The organism is Paracoccus sp. L-17 (genome assembly GCF_056857655.1).
The window spans coordinates 168,472-187,660 of the sequence record NZ_JBSXNM010000035.1 but is presented as its reverse complement, the minus strand read 5'-3'; the positions used below and the strand labels follow the sequence as shown (position 1 = coordinate 187,660).

Annotated in this window: 15 protein-coding genes and 1 other annotated feature; of the genes, 2 read left to right on the top strand and 13 right to left on the bottom strand. The window is 67.9% G+C overall.

Features of this window, described 5'->3' with window-relative positions:
* Positions 1-49: 49 nt before the first annotated feature.
* The 3 genes from AC13CR_RS08700 to AC13CR_RS08690 are packed head-to-tail and all read right to left on the bottom strand — an operon-like array spanning position 50 to position 3,607.
* Positions 50-910, bottom strand: a complete 861-nt coding sequence (locus tag AC13CR_RS08700) for a CE1 family esterase (RefSeq protein WP_292950810.1) — start codon at positions 908-910, stop codon at positions 50-52.
* Positions 907-2,220, bottom strand: coding sequence for an OpgC family protein (locus AC13CR_RS08695; protein ID WP_446236298.1), 1,314 nt, complete (start codon positions 2,218-2,220; stop codon positions 907-909). Before AC13CR_RS08695 ends, AC13CR_RS08700 begins: the two co-directional genes overlap by 4 nt.
* Before the next feature lie 49 nt (positions 2,221-2,269).
* The gene (locus AC13CR_RS08690; RefSeq protein ID WP_446232479.1) at positions 2,270-3,607 is read right to left on the bottom strand and encodes a tetratricopeptide repeat protein; all 1,338 of its coding nucleotides are present in this window, start codon (positions 3,605-3,607) and stop codon (positions 2,270-2,272) included.
* 190 nt (positions 3,608-3,797) lie between these two features.
* Between AC13CR_RS08690 and AC13CR_RS08685 the strand changes: the two genes are divergently transcribed.
* Positions 3,798-4,946, top strand: a complete 1,149-nt coding sequence (locus AC13CR_RS08685; protein ID WP_446232475.1) for a YeeE/YedE family protein — start codon at positions 3,798-3,800, stop codon at positions 4,944-4,946.
* Here AC13CR_RS08685 and AC13CR_RS08680 read toward each other — a convergent pair.
* From AC13CR_RS08680 to trpS, 7 genes are all read right to left on the bottom strand, one after another.
* The gene (locus AC13CR_RS08680) at positions 4,928-6,541 is read right to left on the bottom strand and encodes a thiamine pyrophosphate-binding protein (protein WP_446233519.1); all 1,614 of its coding nucleotides are present in this window, start codon (positions 6,539-6,541) and stop codon (positions 4,928-4,930) included. The two genes, AC13CR_RS08685 and AC13CR_RS08680, sit on opposite strands and share 19 nt — an antisense overlap.
* Positions 6,538-7,788, bottom strand: a complete 1,251-nt coding sequence (locus tag AC13CR_RS08675; protein WP_292978673.1) for a CaiB/BaiF CoA transferase family protein — start codon at positions 7,786-7,788, stop codon at positions 6,538-6,540. The genes AC13CR_RS08680 and AC13CR_RS08675 overlap by 4 nt, the downstream gene beginning before the upstream one ends.
* A 44-nt stretch (positions 7,789-7,832) precedes the next feature.
* A complete protein-coding gene (locus AC13CR_RS08670) occupies positions 7,833-8,348 on the bottom strand; it encodes a hypothetical protein (RefSeq protein WP_292950820.1) in 516 nt (171 codons plus the stop codon).
* A gap of 46 nt (positions 8,349-8,394) precedes the next feature.
* A complete protein-coding gene (locus AC13CR_RS08665; protein WP_292950879.1) occupies positions 8,395-8,916 on the bottom strand; it encodes a YHS domain-containing (seleno)protein in 522 nt (173 codons plus the stop codon).
* Positions 8,917-9,118: 202 nt separating this feature from the next.
* A complete protein-coding gene (locus AC13CR_RS08660) occupies positions 9,119-9,973 on the bottom strand; it encodes a universal stress protein (protein WP_292950822.1) in 855 nt (284 codons plus the stop codon).
* Positions 9,974-9,986: 13 nt separating this feature from the next.
* Positions 9,987-11,477 (bottom strand): SulP family inorganic anion transporter, encoded by a 1,491-nt coding sequence (locus tag AC13CR_RS08655; RefSeq protein WP_292950881.1) that lies wholly within the window; start codon positions 11,475-11,477, stop codon positions 9,987-9,989.
* Positions 11,478-11,544: 67 nt separating this feature from the next.
* Positions 11,545-11,600 (bottom strand) — a sequence feature (sul1 is cis-regulatory element that is thought to sense ions involved in sulfur or methionine metabolism; They are found in Alphaproteobacteria).
* Between the two features lie 97 nt (positions 11,601-11,697).
* On the bottom strand, positions 11,698-12,732 hold the full coding sequence (gene trpS / locus AC13CR_RS08650) for a tryptophan--tRNA ligase (RefSeq protein WP_292950824.1): 1,035 nt from the start codon (positions 12,730-12,732) through the stop codon (positions 11,698-11,700).
* Between the two features lie 75 nt (positions 12,733-12,807).
* On the opposite strand from trpS, the gene AC13CR_RS08645 reads away from it, so the two are divergent.
* Complete coding sequence (locus tag AC13CR_RS08645; RefSeq protein ID WP_292950826.1) at positions 12,808-13,509, top strand: rhomboid family intramembrane serine protease; 702 nt, start codon at positions 12,808-12,810, stop codon at positions 13,507-13,509.
* 45 nt (positions 13,510-13,554) lie between these two features.
* Here AC13CR_RS08645 and murJ read toward each other — a convergent pair whose 3' ends face one another.
* From murJ to AC13CR_RS08630, 3 genes are read right to left on the bottom strand one after another with little or no spacing between them, the layout of a single operon-like run.
* The gene (murJ, locus tag AC13CR_RS08640; protein WP_292950828.1) at positions 13,555-15,087 is read right to left on the bottom strand and encodes a murein biosynthesis integral membrane protein MurJ; all 1,533 of its coding nucleotides are present in this window, start codon (positions 15,085-15,087) and stop codon (positions 13,555-13,557) included.
* Between the two features lie 3 nt (positions 15,088-15,090).
* A complete protein-coding gene (locus tag AC13CR_RS08635) occupies positions 15,091-17,877 on the bottom strand; it encodes a [protein-PII] uridylyltransferase (RefSeq protein WP_414692120.1) in 2,787 nt (928 codons plus the stop codon).
* Positions 17,877-19,091, bottom strand: a complete 1,215-nt coding sequence (locus AC13CR_RS08630) for a penicillin-binding protein activator (RefSeq protein ID WP_446233517.1) — start codon at positions 19,089-19,091, stop codon at positions 17,877-17,879. The genes AC13CR_RS08635 and AC13CR_RS08630 overlap by 1 nt, the downstream gene beginning before the upstream one ends.
* Positions 19,092-19,189: the final 98 nt, after the last annotated feature.

Below are 19,189 nucleotides of genomic sequence, written 5' to 3'. Positions count from 1 at the left end.
CGGCATCGGCTGGTCCGTCCTGTCCGCCCGCGCGATCAGGGCCGGTCGGTCACGGCCCGGCCTCGAACCAGTCCAGCATCGCCGTCGCCCAGCCCTTCGGCACCACATGGCCGCCCGGATGCAGCGCGAGGACCAGCGATGCGCCGGGCGCGCAATCGCTCCACCGCCGGATCTGGAACGACGGATCGCCCGCGAAACCGTCGGGCTGGCTGCGCGGGCAGCGGTTCGCCGCGCGCCAGATCGCCATGGCGGCGAAGACATCGCCCTGCACCGCCGTGCCGCCACCGACCGCGCGACCCTCCAGCGGGACGGTGCCGTCGCGCCAGCCATGGGTGTGGAACAGCCGCACCGGACCGGCGCAGGCGCGCGGCATCGGTCGCCAGAAACTGCCGCCGACCGGGGCATAGGCGGCGAAACTGCCGGGCGTGTCGCAGGCCACGTAACTGACCATCGAGCCGCCGACCGAAAATCCCGCGAGAACCATCCGCGCCCGGTTCAGGCCCTGGCGGCGGGCGGCATCGTTGGCCACGGCGCGCAGGAACGCGCCCTCGTCACGGCCAGCCGCGCGCCCCTGGCGCGGAAACAGCCATTGCCGCCCGTCGCGCCCCTCGCGCGGGCTGCCATCCGGGGCGATCACCGCATAGCCACGCCCGGTCAGCTCGCGAACCACCCCGGACATGGCCAGGATCCCGGATCCGTCACTGCCCCAGCCATGCAGCATCACCACCGCCGGCCAGCCACCGGGCGGCGCCTCGCCCCCGGGCAGGACCAGATGATAGCTGCCTGAAACCGCGCCCGCCTGAACCTGGCAGGCCGCCTTCCGGTCGGCGCATCCGGCCCGCGCCAGACCCGGCAGCGCCAGCGCCAGCATCACCAGCGAAATCAGCAGCCCGATCTGCCGCCGGATCATGGCCGCGCCGCCGCGATAGCGGCGCCGGCGCCATGCCCGCCGGCCTGAACCCTGGCCGGCGCGGTCTTCCCCGCCGGCTGCCGCCAGGGCTGCCGCTTCAGATAGCCGACGAAATAGGCGATGGCGGTGATGATCGCGGCCCCCAGCAGGTTGACCAGCGCCACGCTGGCCAGGTTCCGGCCCAGCAGATCCAGCATCACCCCCAGCAGCCGCGCCAGCACCATCGACGACATGAACACCGCCAGCGATTGCTGCCCGACCTTGCGCACGACGCCGACGATCCCGTTTCGGAACCGCCCGCCAGACAGCCTTGCGCCGCCCGGCCCGGCCGCGATCCAGGCCAGATAGGCCAGCGCCAGGAAATGGACATAGCGCAGCAGCCCGAAATGGGTCTTGTCGATCAGGATTTTCCACTCGTCGCGCCACTCGCGCACGAAATCCGAGACGCCGATGATCCGGAACCAGGCAAAGGGAACCGTCGCCACGATCACAACGATGGCCAGCGCGATCAGCCAGCCCCTGACAGGCGGCGCGGGCAGCCAGCCCGACATGAAGGCAAAGCCGGTAAAGAACACGAGCTGCCAGGCGAAGGGGTCAAAGAACCATTGCCGGTCGCTGGGGGGCTGGAACCACAATTCCGCCGGCAGTCCGACCCCCTTGAGCGAACCCGCCATCCACAGCGCCACCGAGGCCGCCATTGCCAGCGCGACGTGAATCCGCGCCAGCCCGATGATCACGGGGATCAGCGCCAGAATGACCAGATACATCGGCAGGATGTCGAAGTAATTGGGCACATAGGTCAGCGTCAGCAGCCCGACCAGATTCGGCCCCGGATCGTTCAGGAACGGATAAAGGTTCAGCGCGCCGACGTAATCCCTTTCGAACCAGCCGGTCATGTTCAGCGCCACCATGCAGAACAGCGTGACCACGAAAACCCCGGTATGGGCCCAATAGACCTGCCAGACCCGGTGTGCGACACGCAATGCGCCCAGTGCCATCCCGGCCCGGGCGAAAACCGCGCCGAAGGCCATGGCCGAGGCCATGCCCGACGAGAAGACAAAGATCTCGGTCGCGTCCGAAAAACCGAAACGGGCGGGAATCCACAGGGTCCAGGGATTGCCGGGGATATGGGCGATCAGGATGATATACATCCCGAGGCCGCGAAAGAAATCCAGCCGTGGATCGCGCGCCCTGGCCGGCGTGCCGGACAGGGCCAGCGCCTGCGAACGGTCGGCATCGGCGGAACCCGCGGACGGGGTGGCGGGCCGGGCGGCGGGCTGGATGGCAGCGGCAGGCGGCGGGGCGGTCATGGTCGGGATTCTCCGTCGGATGTCGGATGGCCGGGCGGCGGCGGCGCGGTCAGACCGCCCGTTCGCGCGCGGCGTTCAGCAGATCCAGCCTGCGCCGGGTATAGCCATCCTCGAAGCCTCCGCGCAATCGGCGGCGTTCGTGCAGCATCTGTTCGGCCGCATCCGGATAGCCGCCCAGAAGCGCCGATTCGATCGTCAGCCGGGTGAACACGTCGCGCTGCGCATGGCTGCCGCCGATCCGTTGCAATTCCGGCGCGGCGCCGCGCAGGTTCAGCCAGGCGCGTGCGTAGCTGCCGCTGCCGAAGGCCTGGAGGCCGGCCGCGATCCGCTGCCCCGGATCGGCAAGAATCGCCGCCGCCTCGCCCTCGCTCGCACGGGCGCTGGCCATGCGCGCGACCAGCCCGGCCGCGGCCTCGTCGCGCCCGCCGCCGATCAGCGACAGCAGATAATGCAGGTCGGCGAAGGCCAGGCTGCCATCGCTGGAACGTTTTTCGGACAGATCGGCCAGTTCGTCCCAGCGGCGGCCGACATCGACGCCCTCGATCTCCAGCCGCGACAGCAGCGAGGCCGCGTTCGAGATGTCGCGGTAATCGTCGGTCCGCTCGGACCGGACCTCGCGGTCGTACAGATCCAGCGCGGCGTCGAAATCGCCCAGATCCAGATACATCAGCGCCCGGTGCCACCAGACATGGAAGCGGAAATTGTTGCAATGCGCCCAGGACGATTCGCGCCCCGTCAGCCAATCCAGCCCCTCGCGCGCGCGTCCCGTGCTGTCATGGACATGGGCCACCGCGTGCAGCCCCCAGGCATCGTCCGGAGCCAGGTCCACCCCGTGCTTTCCGGCCGCCTCGGCGGCGGCGTATTCGCCGGTCTCTTCCAGCGTGAAGGCATGGCAGCCCAGCAGATAGCCGCGCGCCGGGTGATCTTCCCAGTGTGGCAGCACCGCCTCGACCGAGCGGCGCATCGCCTGCGGGCGGCCCATGATGAAATGGATCGCGTGGACCAGCTTCATCGCCAGCGCGTCGCGCGGATGGTCGTCCAGGATCTGCTGGACCCGCGCGGCGGCGGCCGAGGGCCGGCCCGACAGCCAAAGTTCCAGCGCCGCGACATAGCCCGCCTCGCGCGGGGTCGGCGGGCGGCGTCGGGCGGCGGTCCGCGCCCGCGCCATTGCCTCGTGGGCGGTCTGCGTCATCTCGGCACGGCCCAGCATCAGGCAGGACAGGCCCCGGATCGCCTGGGCCAGCGCAAAGTCGCGGTCGGCCGCGATTACCGCGTTCAGATCGTCTCCGGTGGCGGCTGAATGGGACAGGATGCCGCGGATCACGCGATCCCACAGCGGCACCAGCCGCGCGTCGGTCGTGACGTCCATTCCCGACAGGTCCGTCATCGATGCCATGCTGGCCTCCTGTGATCAAAATCGCGCGTGGCTGGCGCCTGAGGCCCGGCAACCCCTTTGCATGACACCGCATCCGGGGTTCTATACGAACACCGCCGCCGGAATGTTACAGTTTTTGTCATACAGGGGGCGAACCACTTGCGGACGGCGGCAAGAAGCCGCCCCCCGGGGGACAGGCGCCATGCCCAACAAGACCCCACTTCTGCTGTCCATCCTGGCGCTGGCCGCGCTGCTGGCTTCGCAGGCGATGATGGGGCGGGCCGCGGGCATGGGCGCGGCGCTGGCCGGGTTTCTGGGCGGCTTTGCCTTCTATCACGCAGCCTTCGGCTTTGCCGGAGGCTGGCGGCGCTGTCTGACACAGGGCGACGGCAGCGGCGTCCGCGCGCAGGTGCTGCTTCTGGCGCTGATCCTGCCGGTCAGCCTGACGCTGATTGCCCTCGGCGGCGCCTCGGGCTGGGTCGTGCCGGTCGGGGTCGGGTTCCTGGCGGGGGCCGCGATCTTCGGCATCGGCATGGCGCTGGCGGGCAGCTGCGCCTCGGGGACCCTGTTTGTGGCGGGGGGCGGCAATACGCGGATGCTCGTGACTCTGGCCTTCTTCATCGCCGGATCGCTGCTGGGCACCGCCCATGTGCCGTTCTGGCTGTCGCTGCCGCGCCTGCCGGCATTGTCGCTGCCGGCAACCTTCGGCACCCCCGGCGCCATTGCCATCAGCCTGGGCCTTTGCGCCGCGCTGGCCTGGCTCAGCCGCCTGCCCGAGCGCAGCCGCCCCATCCCGGCGTCACGGTCCGTGCCGCCGTTCCGCCTGCTGCGAGGCCCCTGGCCGGCCTGGTTCGGGGCGCTGGTCCTGGCCATCGCGGCCCTGGGCATGTTTCTGAGCCTGCACCGGCCCTGGGGCGTGACCGAGGCTTTCGCGCTGTGGGGGGCCAAGATCTATCAGGCCCTGGGGTTTTCGGTCGCGGACTGGCCCTATTGGTCGGGCGGGCGGCGCGCGCAGCTGACGCAGCCGGTGCTGGCCCATGCCACATCGGTCACCAATCTCGCATTGATCGCGGGGGCGATGGCGGCGGCCTCGCTGGCGGGGCGGTTCCGTCCGGTCTGGACCGTCTCGGGGCGGGAAATCGCCACCGCGGCACTGGGCGGGCTGGCGATGGGCTATGGTGCGCGGTTGTCCTCGGGCTGCAATATCGGCGCGCTGATGGGCGGCGTCACCTCGGGCAGCCTGCATGGCTGGGTTTGGGCGGTGGCGGCCTTTGCGGGCTATGCGCTGATGCTGCGATGGCGGCTGCCGGGCAGGCGGGGCGATGCGCGGGTTCAGAACGCGCCGTCATAGGCGCGCGGCCCGATCCGCAGCGCCAGCAGGCTGAAATGGTCGCGGTCCAGCGCGGCGCGGGTCTGGACCTCCAGCGTGTCTTCGTCCTCGATCCAGGCGCCATGGCCGCCAAAGGCACGGGCCAGCGCCGGAAAATCGGTCCGGCCCGCGAAATCGACGCCCAGATTGCCGCGCTGGCTGGCGCGCTGTTTCATCTCGATCAGCGACAGGCTGCCATCGACCAGCACGCACAGGATCACCGGCAGGCCCAGATCGCGCAGGCTGGCCAGGTCGCCGGCGCCCATCTCCAGCCCGCCATCGCCCAGGATCGCCAGAACCGGCGTATCCGGCCGGCCCAGTTTCGCCCCCGCCGCCAGCGGCAGCGCGCAGGCCATGGTGCAAAGCGCGCTGGATTGCAGCATCAGCCGCGGCGCCGGACAGGTCCAGATCTGGCTGGCGAGAATCCGGTGCGCGCCCGAATCCGTCGTCACCACCGTTTCGGGTGGCAGCAGCTGCCGCAGCCTTTGGAACGCCCGATGCGGCCCCCAGCCCGGCGGCGGATCGAAGGCGCGCTCCAGCGCCCTGCGCGCCTGTCCCGGCGCCCCGTCAGGCCAGCGTGGCGTGGCCACGTCGTGGCGCAGCGCGGCCAGCGTCGGTGCGATGGCACCGATCAGCAATTCGTCGATGCGGTGCATCCCGTGGCCGCGCGCGACCGGGGTGATCTCGATCGCGGTCTGGTCGGGCCGCCAGGGGTCGCGCCAGCCGGCCCGCATCTCGATCGGGTCATAGCCGGCCATCACGATCACATCGGCCTGTGCGATCAGCGGCATCAGCACCCGGTCGGCGCGCGGCGACAGCCCGGCCCCGCCCAGCGACAGCGGATCGGCCTCGTCCATCAGGCCCTTGCCCTTGTAGCTGGTGATCAGCGGCACGCCGTGGGCGCGGCAGAAATCGGCAATGGTCGGGCCCGCGCCTTCGTTCACCGCATCGACCCCGGCGATCATCAGCGGCCGCATCGCCCCCGCCAGCGCAGCCTGCGCCCGCGCCAGCGAGGATGCATCCGGCAGGCCGGGGCGGGCGGGCGGAATCGTTGCGGCTCGGGCCTCGTCGCCGGGGTTCTCGGCCACGCCGATGGGCACATCGACATGAACCGGGCCGGGCTGGCCGCTGGTCGCGATGGCGATGGCCTTGGCGATCACCGCGCCCACCGCACCCTGATGCAGGCGAAAGCTGGCCTTGACCACCGGACGCAGCAGCGCCTGATGATCGAGGACCTGATGGGTATAGCTTTCGGCCTCGGCGGCATCGACGCAGCCGGTCAGAACGATCAGCGGCACCCGGTCCTGCATCGCGTTGGCGATGACATTGACCGCATTGGCGACCCCGGGCCCCAGGGTCGCCACCAGCACCGGCAGATCGCCGGTCATGTGCCAATGCCCCTCGGCGAAGAAGCCGCCGGCATTCTCGTGCCGGACCAGCGTGAAGCCCACGCCCGCGCGGTCCAGCGCCTCGATCAGGGCCAGGACCTCGCCGCCCGGCACGCCGAAGGCGCGGCTGGCGCCCGCCCCGGCCAGGGCCGCGCCGATGATGTCGGCGCCTGTCGCGGGTCCGGTCACGGCGCTGATGCGGGCGAGGGCAGCCCGATCGCCCCGGACGCTTCCAGATCGCGCAGTTCCTCGGCGTCCAGATCCAGATGCCGGCCCAGAACCTCGGCCGTGTGCTGGCCCAACAGCGGCGGTGCGTTGCCATAGCGGACCGGCGTGTCGCTGAATTTCAGCGGATTGCCGATCAGCTCGACCGCGCCGGCGCCCGCCAGCGGATGCGGCAGGCTGATGCGCATCTCGCGCGCGGCAACCTGCGGACCTTCGAAGACCTGCCGCAGGTCGTTCACCGGCCCGCAGGGCACGCCGATCGACGCCATCCTGTCCAGCCAGTCGGCCCGGCTGCGGATCCGGGTCAGCGCCTCGATCCGCGGAATCAGCTGGTCGCGATGGGTCACGCGGGCGGTGTTGGTGGCAAAGCGCGGATCCTCGGCCATGGCGGGATCGCCCGCCTCGGCGGCAAAGCGGCGGAACTGCGCGTCATTGCCCACCGCCAGGATGAAATCCCCGTCAGAAGCCGGAAAGCTGCCATAGGGCACGATGGTCGGATGGTCGTTGCCGCGCCGCGGCGGCACCTTTCCGTCGGTCAGATAGCCGACGCCCTGGTTGATCAGCCAGGCCACCTGCGTGTCGAACAGGCTCAGGTCGATATGCTGGCCGCGCCCGGTGCGGTGGCGGGCCTGCAAGGCCGCCAGAATGCCGCTGAGCGCATACATGCCGCACATCACATCGGCCACGCCGACGCCCACCTTCAGTGGCCGGCCATCGGCCTCGCCGGTCAGGCTCATGATCCCGGCCTCGCCCTGGATCAGGAAATCGTATCCCGCCCGCGCCGCGTTCGGCCCGGTCTGGCCGAAGCCGGTGATGGAACAATAGATCAGCCGTGGATTGCGCCGCGACAGGCTGGCGAAATCCAGCCCGTAGCGCGCCATGTCGCCGGTCTTGAGGTTCTCGACCAGGATGTCGGCGCGTTCGGCCAGCCGCCCGATCAGCGCCTGGCCCTCGGGCGTGGCGATGTCGATGGCGACCGATTGCTTGCCGCGATTGGCGCAAAGGTAATAGGCGCTTTCGCCGGTTGCCGTGCCATCCGCGCCGGTGACGAAGGGCGGACCCCATTTGCGGGTGTCATCACCCATGCCGGGCCGTTCGATCTTGATCACCTCGGCGCCCAGATCGGCCAGCGCCTGAGTGGCCGTCGGCCCCGCCAGGATCCGCGACATGTCCAGAACCGTGATCCCGTCCAGCGGAGCTTCAGACGACATCGGCAGATCTCCCCCACCCTGATGGCGGCATCCGCGCGGCCCGTTCAGGCCCGCTGCATCAGCCGCATCACCGCAACCAGCACGATGCCGTAAAGGACGTGGCCGACCAGCGCAACCCAGGTGATCCCGGTGAAGTTCAGGAAGAAGGGCAGCCCGGCAATCGCGGTGATGCCGCCGATGGCAAAGACCCACAGCCCGAATCCGTAGACGGCCGAGGCCAGCAGCGCCCCGCCCCGGCCGCCGGTGACGGCGTTCCAGACCGGGCGGAACACGAACAGCCAGCCGATCGGATAGCCCAGCAGTCCGACGCCGTAGAAATGCACGAAATATCCCGCGAAATCGCCATTGGGCAGGCCCAGACGGCCCAGCAGGCTTTTGGCCAGCCCGTGCGGCGACAACGCCGCCAGACCCAGTCCCGGACTGATCAATTGGCCCCACAGGTCGAAGGCCATGGTGGCCACCACGCCCGCGATCATCATCATCCCCAGGGTGCGGGCGTTCAGCGGCGGCCAACCGGTTCCGGTGTCGCCGGTGACGGTCTGGATGTCGGGCATGGTCATGGTCTTGTCCTTTCCTGTGCTGCGCTGCGAAGGGCGCGGACAGCGGTTACCGACCTGCCTGCGGCTCATCGGGGGTGAAATCGGGTATCGCGCGGTCCGAGGCTTTCGCGGGCTCGATCGCCGGCCAGTTTTCCTCGGCGATGGCGATGTTGCCGGGGATGTCCGCCTGCCAGAGCCCGGCGACGTCCGGGGTGATGTTCAGATACAGCCTGTCATCGACGATGCGCCACAGATCGGGGTTGCCCGGAACCTTGTTGCCCCTGGCGACGCCATAGGCGCAATGTCCGTCATATCGGGGCGCGTAGCGGGCCGGGTCGGTCAGGAACCGGTCGCGGTTGGCGGCTGTGGCAAAGGCGAAGACGGCACCGTTGTATTCGGCGGTGATGTCGCGGCGCCCTGGCACGGCCCGGGGCTGGGGCCGGCCCGCCGGCACCTGTTCCAGATCGCGGTAGGCCACGACATCATAGCCCGAAACGGCAAGTCCCGTCGCGTCCACATATTGCTCGCCGGCAAGGGCCGCCGCCGGCTTCAGCATCAGGGGCGTCAGCATCAGGACCAGCGCGGCCATCAGATGGATCGGTTTCATGCGGCACCTCCGGAATGGCGCGGTCGCTTTCGCCGACCGCCATATCCGCCATTACGCGGGCCGGACCCCGGACGTTACGGCACGCGACGGCGCTTTTTCGAAGGACAGGCGGATTGCGCAGCAAATCCCGCGCTGTCGCGCAGAAGATCTGCATTCTCGGACACGGCTCTGGAAAGCGCCCGCATCAGCGGTAGAGCACGACGGGCACCTTGCACGATCGGATCATCTGGGTGGTGGTCGAGCCGATCATCAGGCTGCGGATGCGGCTGTGGCCATAGGCGCCCATGACCAGCAGATCGAATTCCTCATCGGCGATGATCTGCGGCAATGCGGTTTCGGGCTCGCCCCGGACGAAGCGCGCCTCGGCCTTCCGGCCCGCGTCTTCCAGCACGGCCTGAGCAGCCTCGATCCGGGCCTGGGCGGCGGGGCCGGGTTCGGACACCGTGATCAGGCTGATCGCCAGGTCGCGATACAGCGGACTGTCGGCGACATGGCGGACAGCCTTCATCGCCGAATCGCCGCCGTCGAAGGCGATTATCGTGCGGGCGATGGGTCGGAAGGCGCGCGAGGCAACCAGAACCGGCTTGCGGCTGACCCGCGCGATCCGTTCCAGATTCGAGCCCAGGTGACCCTTGGCGAAATCCGCCGCCACACCGCGCTTGCCGATGACGATGGCGCGGGCCTCGGGCTCCAGCTTGGCGACGGTTTCGATCAGGTCGCCGTGCAGCAGGCGGGTCCGGACCTCGGTCGCGCCACTCTGGCGGGCCAGTTCGGCCGCATCCTCCAGCATGGCCCGGCCCTGCCGCGTCGCCAGTTTCGACCGCTGCGCATCCAGTTCGGCCAGTTCCTCGAGCAGCCGGGTCCGCGCACCCAGCCGGATCGCGCCGGACAGATCCTGCGGAACGGCCCCCTCGCGGCGGCCAAGGACGTGCAGCAGGTCCACCGGCGCGCCGGTCCGGGCCGAAACCCAGGCCGCATGTTCGCAGACCGAGGCCGCATAGCTCGAGCCGTCGATCAGCGCCACGATCGGGTTGGTCATCGGAAGCGTCTCCTCAATGTGCGGCCAGCTTGTCCATCGCGCCGGGCTTGTCGTGGATCGCCAGCTTGTCGACGATGGTCTCGGACGCCCGGTTCAGCCCGACCAGATCGACCTCGGCCCCGTCACGGCGAAATTTCAGGATCGCCATGTCCAGCGCCTGGACCGAACTGATGTCCCAGATATGGGCGCGGCTGACGTCGATCACCACGCGGTCCAGAGCCTCGTGGAAATCGAAGGCCGCCATGAAATCCTCGACCGAGCCGTAGAAAAGCTGACCCTCGATCTTGTAGACCCGCTTGCGTCCGTCGGCCGAGATCGTCGAGGACACGCGGAACAATTGCGCGATCTTGGCGGCAAAGAAGATGCCCGACAGCAACACGCCGACCAGCACGCCGATGGCGAGGTTGTGGGTGTAGACGACCGTGGCCACCGTCGCCAGCATCACGGCCGAGGATGACCTGGGATGGGTGCCCAGGTTGCGGATCGACGACCACGAGAAGGTGCCGATCGACACCATGATCATGATCGCGACCAGCGCCGGCATCGGAATCCGGCTGACCAGATCGCCAAGGCCGGTGACCAGGATCAGCAGGAATACGCCGGCGACGAAACATGACAGCCGCCCGCGCCCGCCCGATTTCACGTTGATCATCGACTGCCCGATCATCGCGCAGCCCGCCATGCCGCCGATGAAGCCGGTCGCGGTGTTGGCAAGCCCCTGACCGATACATTCCTGATTGCGGTTGGACCGGGTGTCGGTCAGCTCGTCCACCAGATTCTGCGTCATCAGGCTTTCCAGCAGCCCGACCACCGCGACGGCGACCGAATAGGGCAGGATGATTCGCAGCGTTTCCACGTTCAGCGGCACGTCCGGCAGCAGGAAGACCGGCAGCGTGTCGGGAAGAGCGCCCATGTCGCCGACGGTCCGCACCTCCCATCCGAAGATCAGGCTCAACCCGGTCAGCACGATGATCGTGACCAGCGGCGAGGGGATCGCGCGCGTGATGAGCGGGAACAGGTAGATGATCGCCAGCCCCGCTGCGACCAGCGGAAAGGTCGGCCAGGGCACCTGGCGCGGGTCCAGTTCAGGCAGTTGCGCCAGAAAGATCAGGATCGCCAGCGCGTTGACAAATCCTGTCATCACCGATTTCGACACATAGCGCATGACGAAACCCAGTTTCAAAGCCCCGCAACCGATCTGTATCAGACCGGCCAGAACCGTCGCGGCAAGAAGATATTGCAACCCGTGGTCGCGGACCAGCGTCACCATCAGCACCGCCGTGGCCGCCGTTGCCGCCGAGATCATGCCGGGCCGCCCGCCCGCGATTGCGGTGATCACCGCGATCGAGAAGCTGGCATAGAGCCCGACCTTGGGATCCACGCCCGCGATGATCGAGAAGGCGATCGCCTCGGGGATCAGGGCCAGCGCGACGACCAGACCCGAAAGCAGGTCGGCGCGGACATTGCCGGTCCACTGGCGTTTGTAGGTATCGAATGAGAACATGAAATATCTGTCCATGACCGGGCCGGTCCCCCGAACCGGCCTCGGCGCGATCCTGTCTGTCGGTTCATGTTGTCCGGCGGATCAGCGGCCGGAAGAGCCACCCGGAATTGCGCCGGGTCCATGCGATGAGCACGTGATAGGCGCAATCCCTCCCGGATCGCAACCCCGTGATCCGAAATTGCACGGGGAATGTGGCCGGTTTCCCGGTCCCGGACCGTCTTCAGGGCCGGCTGCGCAGCAGGCCCATGATCTGCTTGGTCTTCTCGAGGATCGGGGTCGCGACCGTGTCCGCGCGCAGCGCGCCATCCCCAAGGATGCGGTCGATTTCGGCCGGGTCGTCCATGTATTCGGTCATCTTCGCGGTGATCGGGGACAGGGCCGAGACCGCGATGTCGGCCAGCGCCGGCTTGAATGCGCCAAAGCCCTGGCCCTCGAAGCGGGCCAGAACCTGATCGGGGGTCTCATCGGCCAGCGCGGCATAGATGTTGACCAGATTGCGCGCCTCGGGGCGGTCCTTCAGCCCGTCGATGGCGCCCGGCAGCGGGTCGGCATCGGTGCGGGCCTTGCGGATCTTCTGGGCGATGGTGTCGGCATCGTCGGTCAGGTTGATCCGGCTGGCATCCGAGGGGTCGGATTTCGACATCTTTCTGGACCCGTCACGCAGCGACATGACACGGGTCGCCACCCCCTCGATCAGCGGTTCGGTGATCGGAAAATGACCGACGCCGTAATCATGGTTGAACTTGGCGGCGATGTCGCGGGTCAGTTCCAGATGCTGCTTCTGATCCTCGCCGACCGGCACGGCGGTTGCCTGATAGGTCAGGATATCGGCCGCCATCAAAGCCGGATAGGCCAGCAGTCCGAGGCTGGCGTTTTCGCTGTTCTTGCCTGCCTTGTCCTTGAACTGGGTCATCCGATACATCCAGCCGACGCGAGCCACTGTGTTGAAAAGCCATGCCATTTCGGCATGGGCGCTGACCTGGCTCTGATTGAACAGGATCGATTGCGCGGGATCGACGCCCGATGCCATGAAAGCGGCGGCGGCCTCGCGGATGCGGGCGCGCAGCATTTGCGGATCCTGCCAGACGGTGATCGCGTGCAGGTCGACGATGCAATAGACCGTCTCGGCGCCCTGTCCCTGCAGGGCGGCAAAGCGTTTCAGCGCGCCCAGATAGTTTCCCAGCGTCAGCCCGCCCGAGGGCTGGATGCCCGAGAAGATGCGCGGCGTAAAGCCCGGATTGATCGGATCGCTCATGTCTGGCCTGCTTGGATTTTCCGTGGCGCTGGCTTAGCTGTTGGCCGCGACAAGAGCAACCGAGAAGGAAATCCGATGCGCGAGGGACTGACCGAATCGCCGCTGAATCCGCTGCCGATGGCGGTCTGGCTGCTGGCGCTGCCCATCATCGCCAGCGAGGCCGTTTTCGGGCTGGGCCGGATCGGGCTGATCGGCGGGGCGCAGGGCGTGGGATTGCGGCTGGCGGGAATGCAGCTTTCGGCCTATGCGCCCGAGATGGTGCAGCGGATGTGGGATATGGGCGCGATCGACTGGGCCCAGATCTACCGGCTGTTCAGCTATTCCTTCGTCAATGCCTCTTTCACGCAGTCGCTGTTCGTGCTGGCCTTCACGCTGGCGCTTGGCAACCTGGTGGCGCGTCAGTTCAGGCCCACGGCCCTGATCATGCTGTTCTTCGGATCGGCGGCGGGCGGCGCGCTGGTCTATACCGTGGCGATGGCCGCGCTGCCGGGGCGCGCGGTGCCGCTGATCGGGGGCTATCCGGCGGTCTACGGGCTGGTCGGGGCCTTCACCTTCCTGCTGTGGGCGCGGCTGGCCGCGGCCAATGCGAACCGGATGCGTGCCTTCACGCTGATCGGGATGCTGCTGCTGTTCCAGCTGGTCTTCGGGATGGTCTTCGGCGGCACGGGCTATGGCTGGATCGCCGAGATCGCGGGTTTCGCCGTTGGCTTCGGTCTCAGCTTTCTGCTGGTCGATGGCGGCGTTGCGCGAGCCATCCGGCAGATCCGCCAGCGATAGCATCCGGGCGGCCGCCCCGAAAGGCCGCGGCGGGATCGCGACAGATCAGCGGCCGCGTCTGACGGCGGTCCCGAGATCGCCGAGGCGGTAGGCGCGGGTGAGGAAGGCCAGCGAGAAATAGATCGCGGCGCCGCCGAAGACGAGAATGGCGAGGCCGGGAATGCGCGCCATCCCGGACGCGGCCAGCCAGTCGCGGATCAGCCAGAGGGCCATCGCCATCAGCGCAGAGGCCAGCACGATCCGGGGCGCGGTCCGGCGCAGGCGGGCATCGGCGCGGGCGGCCTGTCCCATCGCGCGGGTGCCCCACCAGAGCTGCGCAACCATGACCCAGGCTGCAACGGTGGTGCCAAGCGCCGCCGCGATGAAGCCCAGCGGCTGCATCAGGCCAAAGGCGACGGCGGCGTTCACCACCATCGACCACAGCGCGAAGCGGAAAGGCGTGCGGGTATCCTCGCGCGCGAAATACAGCGGTTGCAGGATTTTCTGCAGCACGAAGGCAGGCAGGCCGAGCGCATAGACGACCAGCGCCTTCGCGGTCTGCGCGGTGTCGAATGCGGTGAACTGGCCACGCTCGAACAGGGCCGCCACCATCGGCTGGGCGATGACGGCGATCGCGAAGGCGGCAGGCAGGGTCAGGAACAGGCCGAATTCGGTGGCCCGGCTGTAGGCGGACTGGCCGCCGGCGTGGTCGCCGGCCCGCAGGCGCCGGGCCAGTTCGGGCAGCAGGACGACGGCGACGGCGGCGCCGACGACGCCCAGGGGCAGTTGATAGAGGCGGTCGGAATAGGACAGCCAGCCGATCGCGCCGTCAAAGCGCGAGCCGACCTGCCGACCGATCAGCAGGTTCAGTTGCACGACGCCCCCTGCGAAGGCGGCCGGCAGCGCCACGGCCAGCAGGCGGCGCATGTCGGGCGAAAGGCGCGGCCGGCGGGGCAGAAAGGTCCAGCCGGTGCGATGCGCGTCCCACCAGACCAGCGCCAGTTGCGAGATGCCGGTGACCGGCGTGGCCCAGGCCAGCGTCAGCCCCAGATCCCAGCCGCGCCAGCGCCCCAGACCCATCGCCGCGATGAAAAGCAGGTTCAGCAGCACGGGGGCTGCCGCCGCGGCGGTGAAGCGGCCATTGGCGTTCAGCACGCCCGAAACCATGGACGCCATGGAAATCAGCAGGATATAGGGGAAAGTTATCCTGCCGTATTCAACGGCCAGCGCAAAACGTTCGTCGCCCTGAAAGCCCGAAGCCATCAGCCAGACCAGCACCGGCATGAAGATCATTGCCACAGCCGAAAGGATCAGCACGGTCACGAACAGGCCTGAAAACGCCTCGGAGGCGAAGCGCAGCGCGTCGCGGCGATTGTCGAGCTTCTTGGAAAAGATCGGCACGAAGGCGGTGTTGAACGCGCCCTCCGCGAAGAAGCGGCGGAACATGTTGGGCAACGACAGCGCGATCAGGAAAGCCTCGGCCACGGGCCCGGTGCCCAGCCACGCCGCCATCAGGATGTCGCGCACGAAGCCCGAGACGCGCGAGACGAAGGTCCAGATTCCCACCGACAGGAATCCGCGCACCAAACCGGATTTCATGATCTATGCCTCTGCCCGTCTTGTCCCGTCGGCGATGGCCTTGCGCAGTTTCTTCTCGAGCGCAAGGCGTTTGCCATCGCCGTGCAGTTTCAGGCCGAACATGTCCTTGACGTAGAAACTGTCCACGACCTGCGCGCCATAGGTCGCGATCACGGCGCTGACGATCTGGATGTGGTTGGAGGCCAGCGTCCGGGTCAGGTCATAGAGCAGGCCGGGACGGTCGCGGGTATCGACCTCGACGATGGTATAGATGTCGCTGCCTTCGTTGTCGAAGGTGATATGGGTCGGGAACCGGAATTCGCGGTTGCGCTTCTTGGGCTTGTCGCGTTCGGCGAAGGCCTCGCGCGCCACGATCTCTCCGCCCAGCGTGCGCAGGATTGTCTGGCGCAGGCGCGGCAGGCGATCCTCGGCAAAGGGATGGCCATCGGCATCCTGCACCCAGAACACCGCGGTCGCATAGCCGTCGCGGGTGGTATAGGTGCGCGCGTCCACGACATTGGCGCCCATCAGCGTCAGCGCCCCGCAGAGCCGCGAGAAGATGCCTGGATGATCGGCCAGAACAAAGGCCGCGCGGGTGGCGTCGCGGTCATGATCGGCGCGCAGGTCGGTCCTGATCTCGTCCGCGTCTATGCCGCTCAGCAATTCCGCAAAGACCGCCTGCGTCTCGGAGGGCAGGCCGGGCCAGTAATTGTCGTAGTGGCGCGCGATCTCGGCCCGGATCGCGCGGGCCTCCCAGCCCTTGGCGATCAGCAGGTGGCGCAGGGATCGCTTGGCCTCGTTCTGGCGCTTGTCACGGTTCAGTTCTTCCAGGCCGTTATCCAGCGCCGTGGCGGTTTCGGTATGCAGCTTGCGCAGCAATACCGCCTTCCAGTTGTTCCAGACGCCCGGCCCGACGCCGCGAATGTCGCAGACGGTCAGCACCAGCAACATGTCCAGCCGCCGGCGTGTCTTCACCGCCTTGGCAAAATCGCGCAACGTGCGGGGGTCGGAAATATCGCGTTTCTGCGCCACGTCCGACATCAGCAGGTGATTGCGCACCAGCCATTCGACATTGTCGATATCGTCCTGGGAAAAGCCGAAGCGGCTGGCCACGCGGCGGGCGAGGCGGGCGCCCAGGATCGAGTGATCCTCGGGGCGGCCCTTGCCGATGTCGTGCAGCAGCGTCGCCAGATACAGGACGCGGCGGTTGATGCCCGAATCCATGATCGCGTGGGACAGCGGCAGGTCTTCGGGATGTTCGCCGCGCTCGATCTCGGCCAGGGCGGCGACGCATTGGATCGAATGTTCGTCAACGGTGTAGTGATGATAGTGGTTGAACTGCATCATCGCCACCACCGGCTCGAATTCCGGAATGAAGGCTGCCAGCACGCCCAGCTCGTTCATGCGGCGCAGCGCGCGTTCGGGATTGCCGTGGCGGATCAGCAATTCCATGAACAGTCGGATCGCCTCGGGATCCTGGCGCATCCTGTCGTCGATCCGGTCCAGGTTGGCGGCGATCAGGCGCATCGCATCGGGGTGGATCAGGATGCCGGTGCGCAACGCCTCTTCGAAGAGACGCAGGATGTTGAGCGGATCGGCGAGAAAGCCCGCCTCGTCCTGGATGGCCAGACGGCCAAGCTGATCGACGAAGCCCGCCTTCAGCTTGCGCCGGCGGCGGAAGATGCGGCCCAGGATCGGCGCGCTGCGCACATGGCGGGATTCAAGTTCGGTCAGGAAGACGCGGGTCAGTTCGCCGACGCGGGTGGCGTGGCGGAAGTAATCCTGCATGAAATATTCGACTCCGCGCCGGGCCTGGGTGTCGTGATATCCCATGCGTCGCGCCACCTCGACCTGCATGTCGAAGGACAGCATGTCAACGGGGCGTCCCGCGATCAGATGCAGATGGCAGCGCGCGGCCCAGAGAAAATCCTCGGCCTGCCAGAAGGACAGGTGCTCTTCGCGGGTGAAGACACCCAGATCGACCAGTTCCACGGCGCGATCGACGCGGTGGATGTATTTCGCGATCCAGTAAAGCGTTTGCAGATCGCGCAGGCCGCCCTTGCCCTCCTTGACATTGGGTTCCAGGACATAGCGCTGCCCACCCTGCCGCTGATGGCGTTGGGCGCGTTCCTCCAGCTTGGCCTCGACGAATTCGGGAACCGATTTCGCGAACAGATCCGACCACAGCCGCTGACGCAATTCCTCGGCCAGCGGCGCGTGGCCGGTGACGAGACGATGTTCGACCAGGGAGGTGCGGATCGTCATGTCGGCGGCGCCGAGGCGCAGGCAATCGTCCACGCTGCGGATCGAATGCCCGATCTTCAGCTTCAGATCCCACAACATGTAAAGCATGGATTCGACCACGCTTTCGGCCCAGGCGGTGATCTTGTAGGGCGTCAGGAACAGCAGATCGACATCCGAGAACGGCGCCATCTCGGCCCGCCCGTAGCCGCCGACGGCCAGAACGGCCAGACGCTCGCCCTCCGATGCGTTGCGGACCGGGTGCAGATAGCCGGTGGCGATGTGGTGCACGATGGTGACGATGCCATCCGTCAGGCTGGCGATGGCGCGCACGGTTTCGCGGGCGGCGCGGGGATGGCTGGCGAATCCGGCCTCGATATCGGCCATGGCGGCGGCGCGGGCACCGGCGAGAAGATCGACCGTGACCGCCCGGATCCGGCGCGGCTCGCCGATCCCGTCCAGCGCCCGGTGCAGGTCGGGCAGAAAGGCGTCGGGGTCGAAAACCGCATGCGCCCCGGGCAGGGCGGGGGCGCTTTGCACGATCGGGCCGGTCGCGGCGGCGGCCAAGATCAGAACCCGTATCCGCCGAAGCCGCGCGGTGCGGGATCGAGGATCACCACCTGATTGCCGCGCAGCGTCGCCACGGCAAGCGCGCGTTGCGAGGTGCCGTTGCCGCGCAGGCGGAAGACGCCGCCGACGCCGGAAAATCCCGAACGCTGTGTCAGTCCGGTCGTGGTCAGCGCATTGCGCCTGCCCGCGCGGACCAGCGAGGCAATGGCGGCCACGCCGTCATAGCCAAGACCGGCCAGTTCGTGCGGCGCCTCGCCATAGGCGGCACGATAACGTGCGTCGAATTGCGTCTTCAGGCCCTGATCGGGGATCGCGAACCAGCCGTTCTGAAGCTGCGGCAGGCCGACGCGCGACGGCGGCTGGTCCCAGCGGGTCAGGCCCATCATTTGCGTGACCGGCGAACGGATGCCCGAGGCGGCCAGTTTTTCCGTCAGATAGGGCAGCACGGCCTGATTGTTGGCGGTCATGAAGACCGCCTCCACCCGCCCCGACTGCGCCGCGGCGGCGATCTGCGGGATCACCGCGTCGATGCCGCTGACCGAGACGGGGTGGTTGGTGCGCCCCGCGAGGCGCGCACCGTTGCGGGCGATGGCGGTCTCGATGGCGCGGCCGCCAAGCTGGCCCGCGACGTCATCTTCGGCCACGACATAGATGTTGCGCTTGCCCTGACGGACGCCATAGCCGACCAGCCGGTCGGCAACATTGGCGAAACTGTTGCCCAGAATGAAGACGTTGCCGCCGGCGATTTCCGCATTGTTCGAGAAGGACAGCACGTTGATGTTGCGATCGCGCATGGCGTTGCCGACGGCGTTGGCGGCCTCGGCGAACAGCGGGCCGACGATGATCTGGGCGCCGGCATCGGCGGCGGCATTGGCCTGCTGGACGGCCCGTTCGGTGCTGCCCCCGGTGTCATAGACGCGCAGGTCGATGGCCGCACCCTGCGCGTCCGATGCGGCCATGCGCGCCGCGTTCTTCAGGCTTCGCGACAGCCATTCCAGATTGTCCGATCCGCTGCCGGCAGGTGTCAGAAGGGCGACGCGCACGGGCTGTCCCGGTTCGATCAGCGGCCCGATGGCGGGGCCGGTCGCGACATCGTTGTCACGGCCTCCGGTCGGCTCGCAGGCGGCAAGGACAAGGGCCGACAGCATCGCGGCTCCGGCTGTGAACAGGCGGCGCAGTCCGGTGGCGGGCCGGGTTGTGGCGGATGCAAACATGTGGAACCTCCCTGCTTTGTGTTTGTCGTCGCGACGAGTTGCGGGCAGCCTAGGTCCAACCGGATCGCTTGGCAATCAGCCCGACCGCGTCAGCAGAG

Coding starts and splice junctions, on each gene's coding strand:
- AC13CR_RS08700 (WP_292950810.1), bottom strand. CDS start 910: ATGATCCGGCGGCAGATCGGGCTGCTGATTTCGCTGGTGATGCTGGCG.
- AC13CR_RS08695 (WP_446236298.1), bottom strand. CDS start 2,220: ATGACCGCCCCGCCGCCTGCCGCTGCCATCCAGCCCGCCGCCCGGCCC.
- AC13CR_RS08690 (WP_446232479.1), bottom strand. CDS start 3,607: ATGACGGACCTGTCGGGAATGGACGTCACGACCGACGCGCGGCTGGTG.
- AC13CR_RS08685 (WP_446232475.1), top strand. CDS start 3,798: ATGCCCAACAAGACCCCACTTCTGCTGTCCATCCTGGCGCTGGCCGCG.
- AC13CR_RS08675 (WP_292978673.1), bottom strand. CDS start 7,788: ATGTCGTCTGAAGCTCCGCTGGACGGGATCACGGTTCTGGACATGTCG.
- AC13CR_RS08670 (WP_292950820.1), bottom strand. CDS start 8,348: ATGACCATGCCCGACATCCAGACCGTCACCGGCGACACCGGAACCGGT.
- AC13CR_RS08665 (WP_292950879.1), bottom strand. CDS start 8,916: ATGGCCGCGCTGGTCCTGATGCTGACGCCCCTGATGCTGAAGCCGGCG.
- AC13CR_RS08660 (WP_292950822.1), bottom strand. CDS start 9,973: ATGACCAACCCGATCGTGGCGCTGATCGACGGCTCGAGCTATGCGGCC.
- AC13CR_RS08655 (WP_292950881.1), bottom strand. CDS start 11,477: ATGTTCTCATTCGATACCTACAAACGCCAGTGGACCGGCAATGTCCGC.
- trpS (WP_292950824.1), bottom strand. CDS start 12,732: ATGAGCGATCCGATCAATCCGGGCTTTACGCCGCGCATCTTCTCGGGC.
- AC13CR_RS08645 (WP_292950826.1), top strand. CDS start 12,808: ATGCGCGAGGGACTGACCGAATCGCCGCTGAATCCGCTGCCGATGGCG.
- murJ (WP_292950828.1), bottom strand. CDS start 15,087: ATGAAATCCGGTTTGGTGCGCGGATTCCTGTCGGTGGGAATCTGGACC.
- AC13CR_RS08630 (WP_446233517.1), bottom strand. CDS start 19,091: ATGTTTGCATCCGCCACAACCCGGCCCGCCACCGGACTGCGCCGCCTG.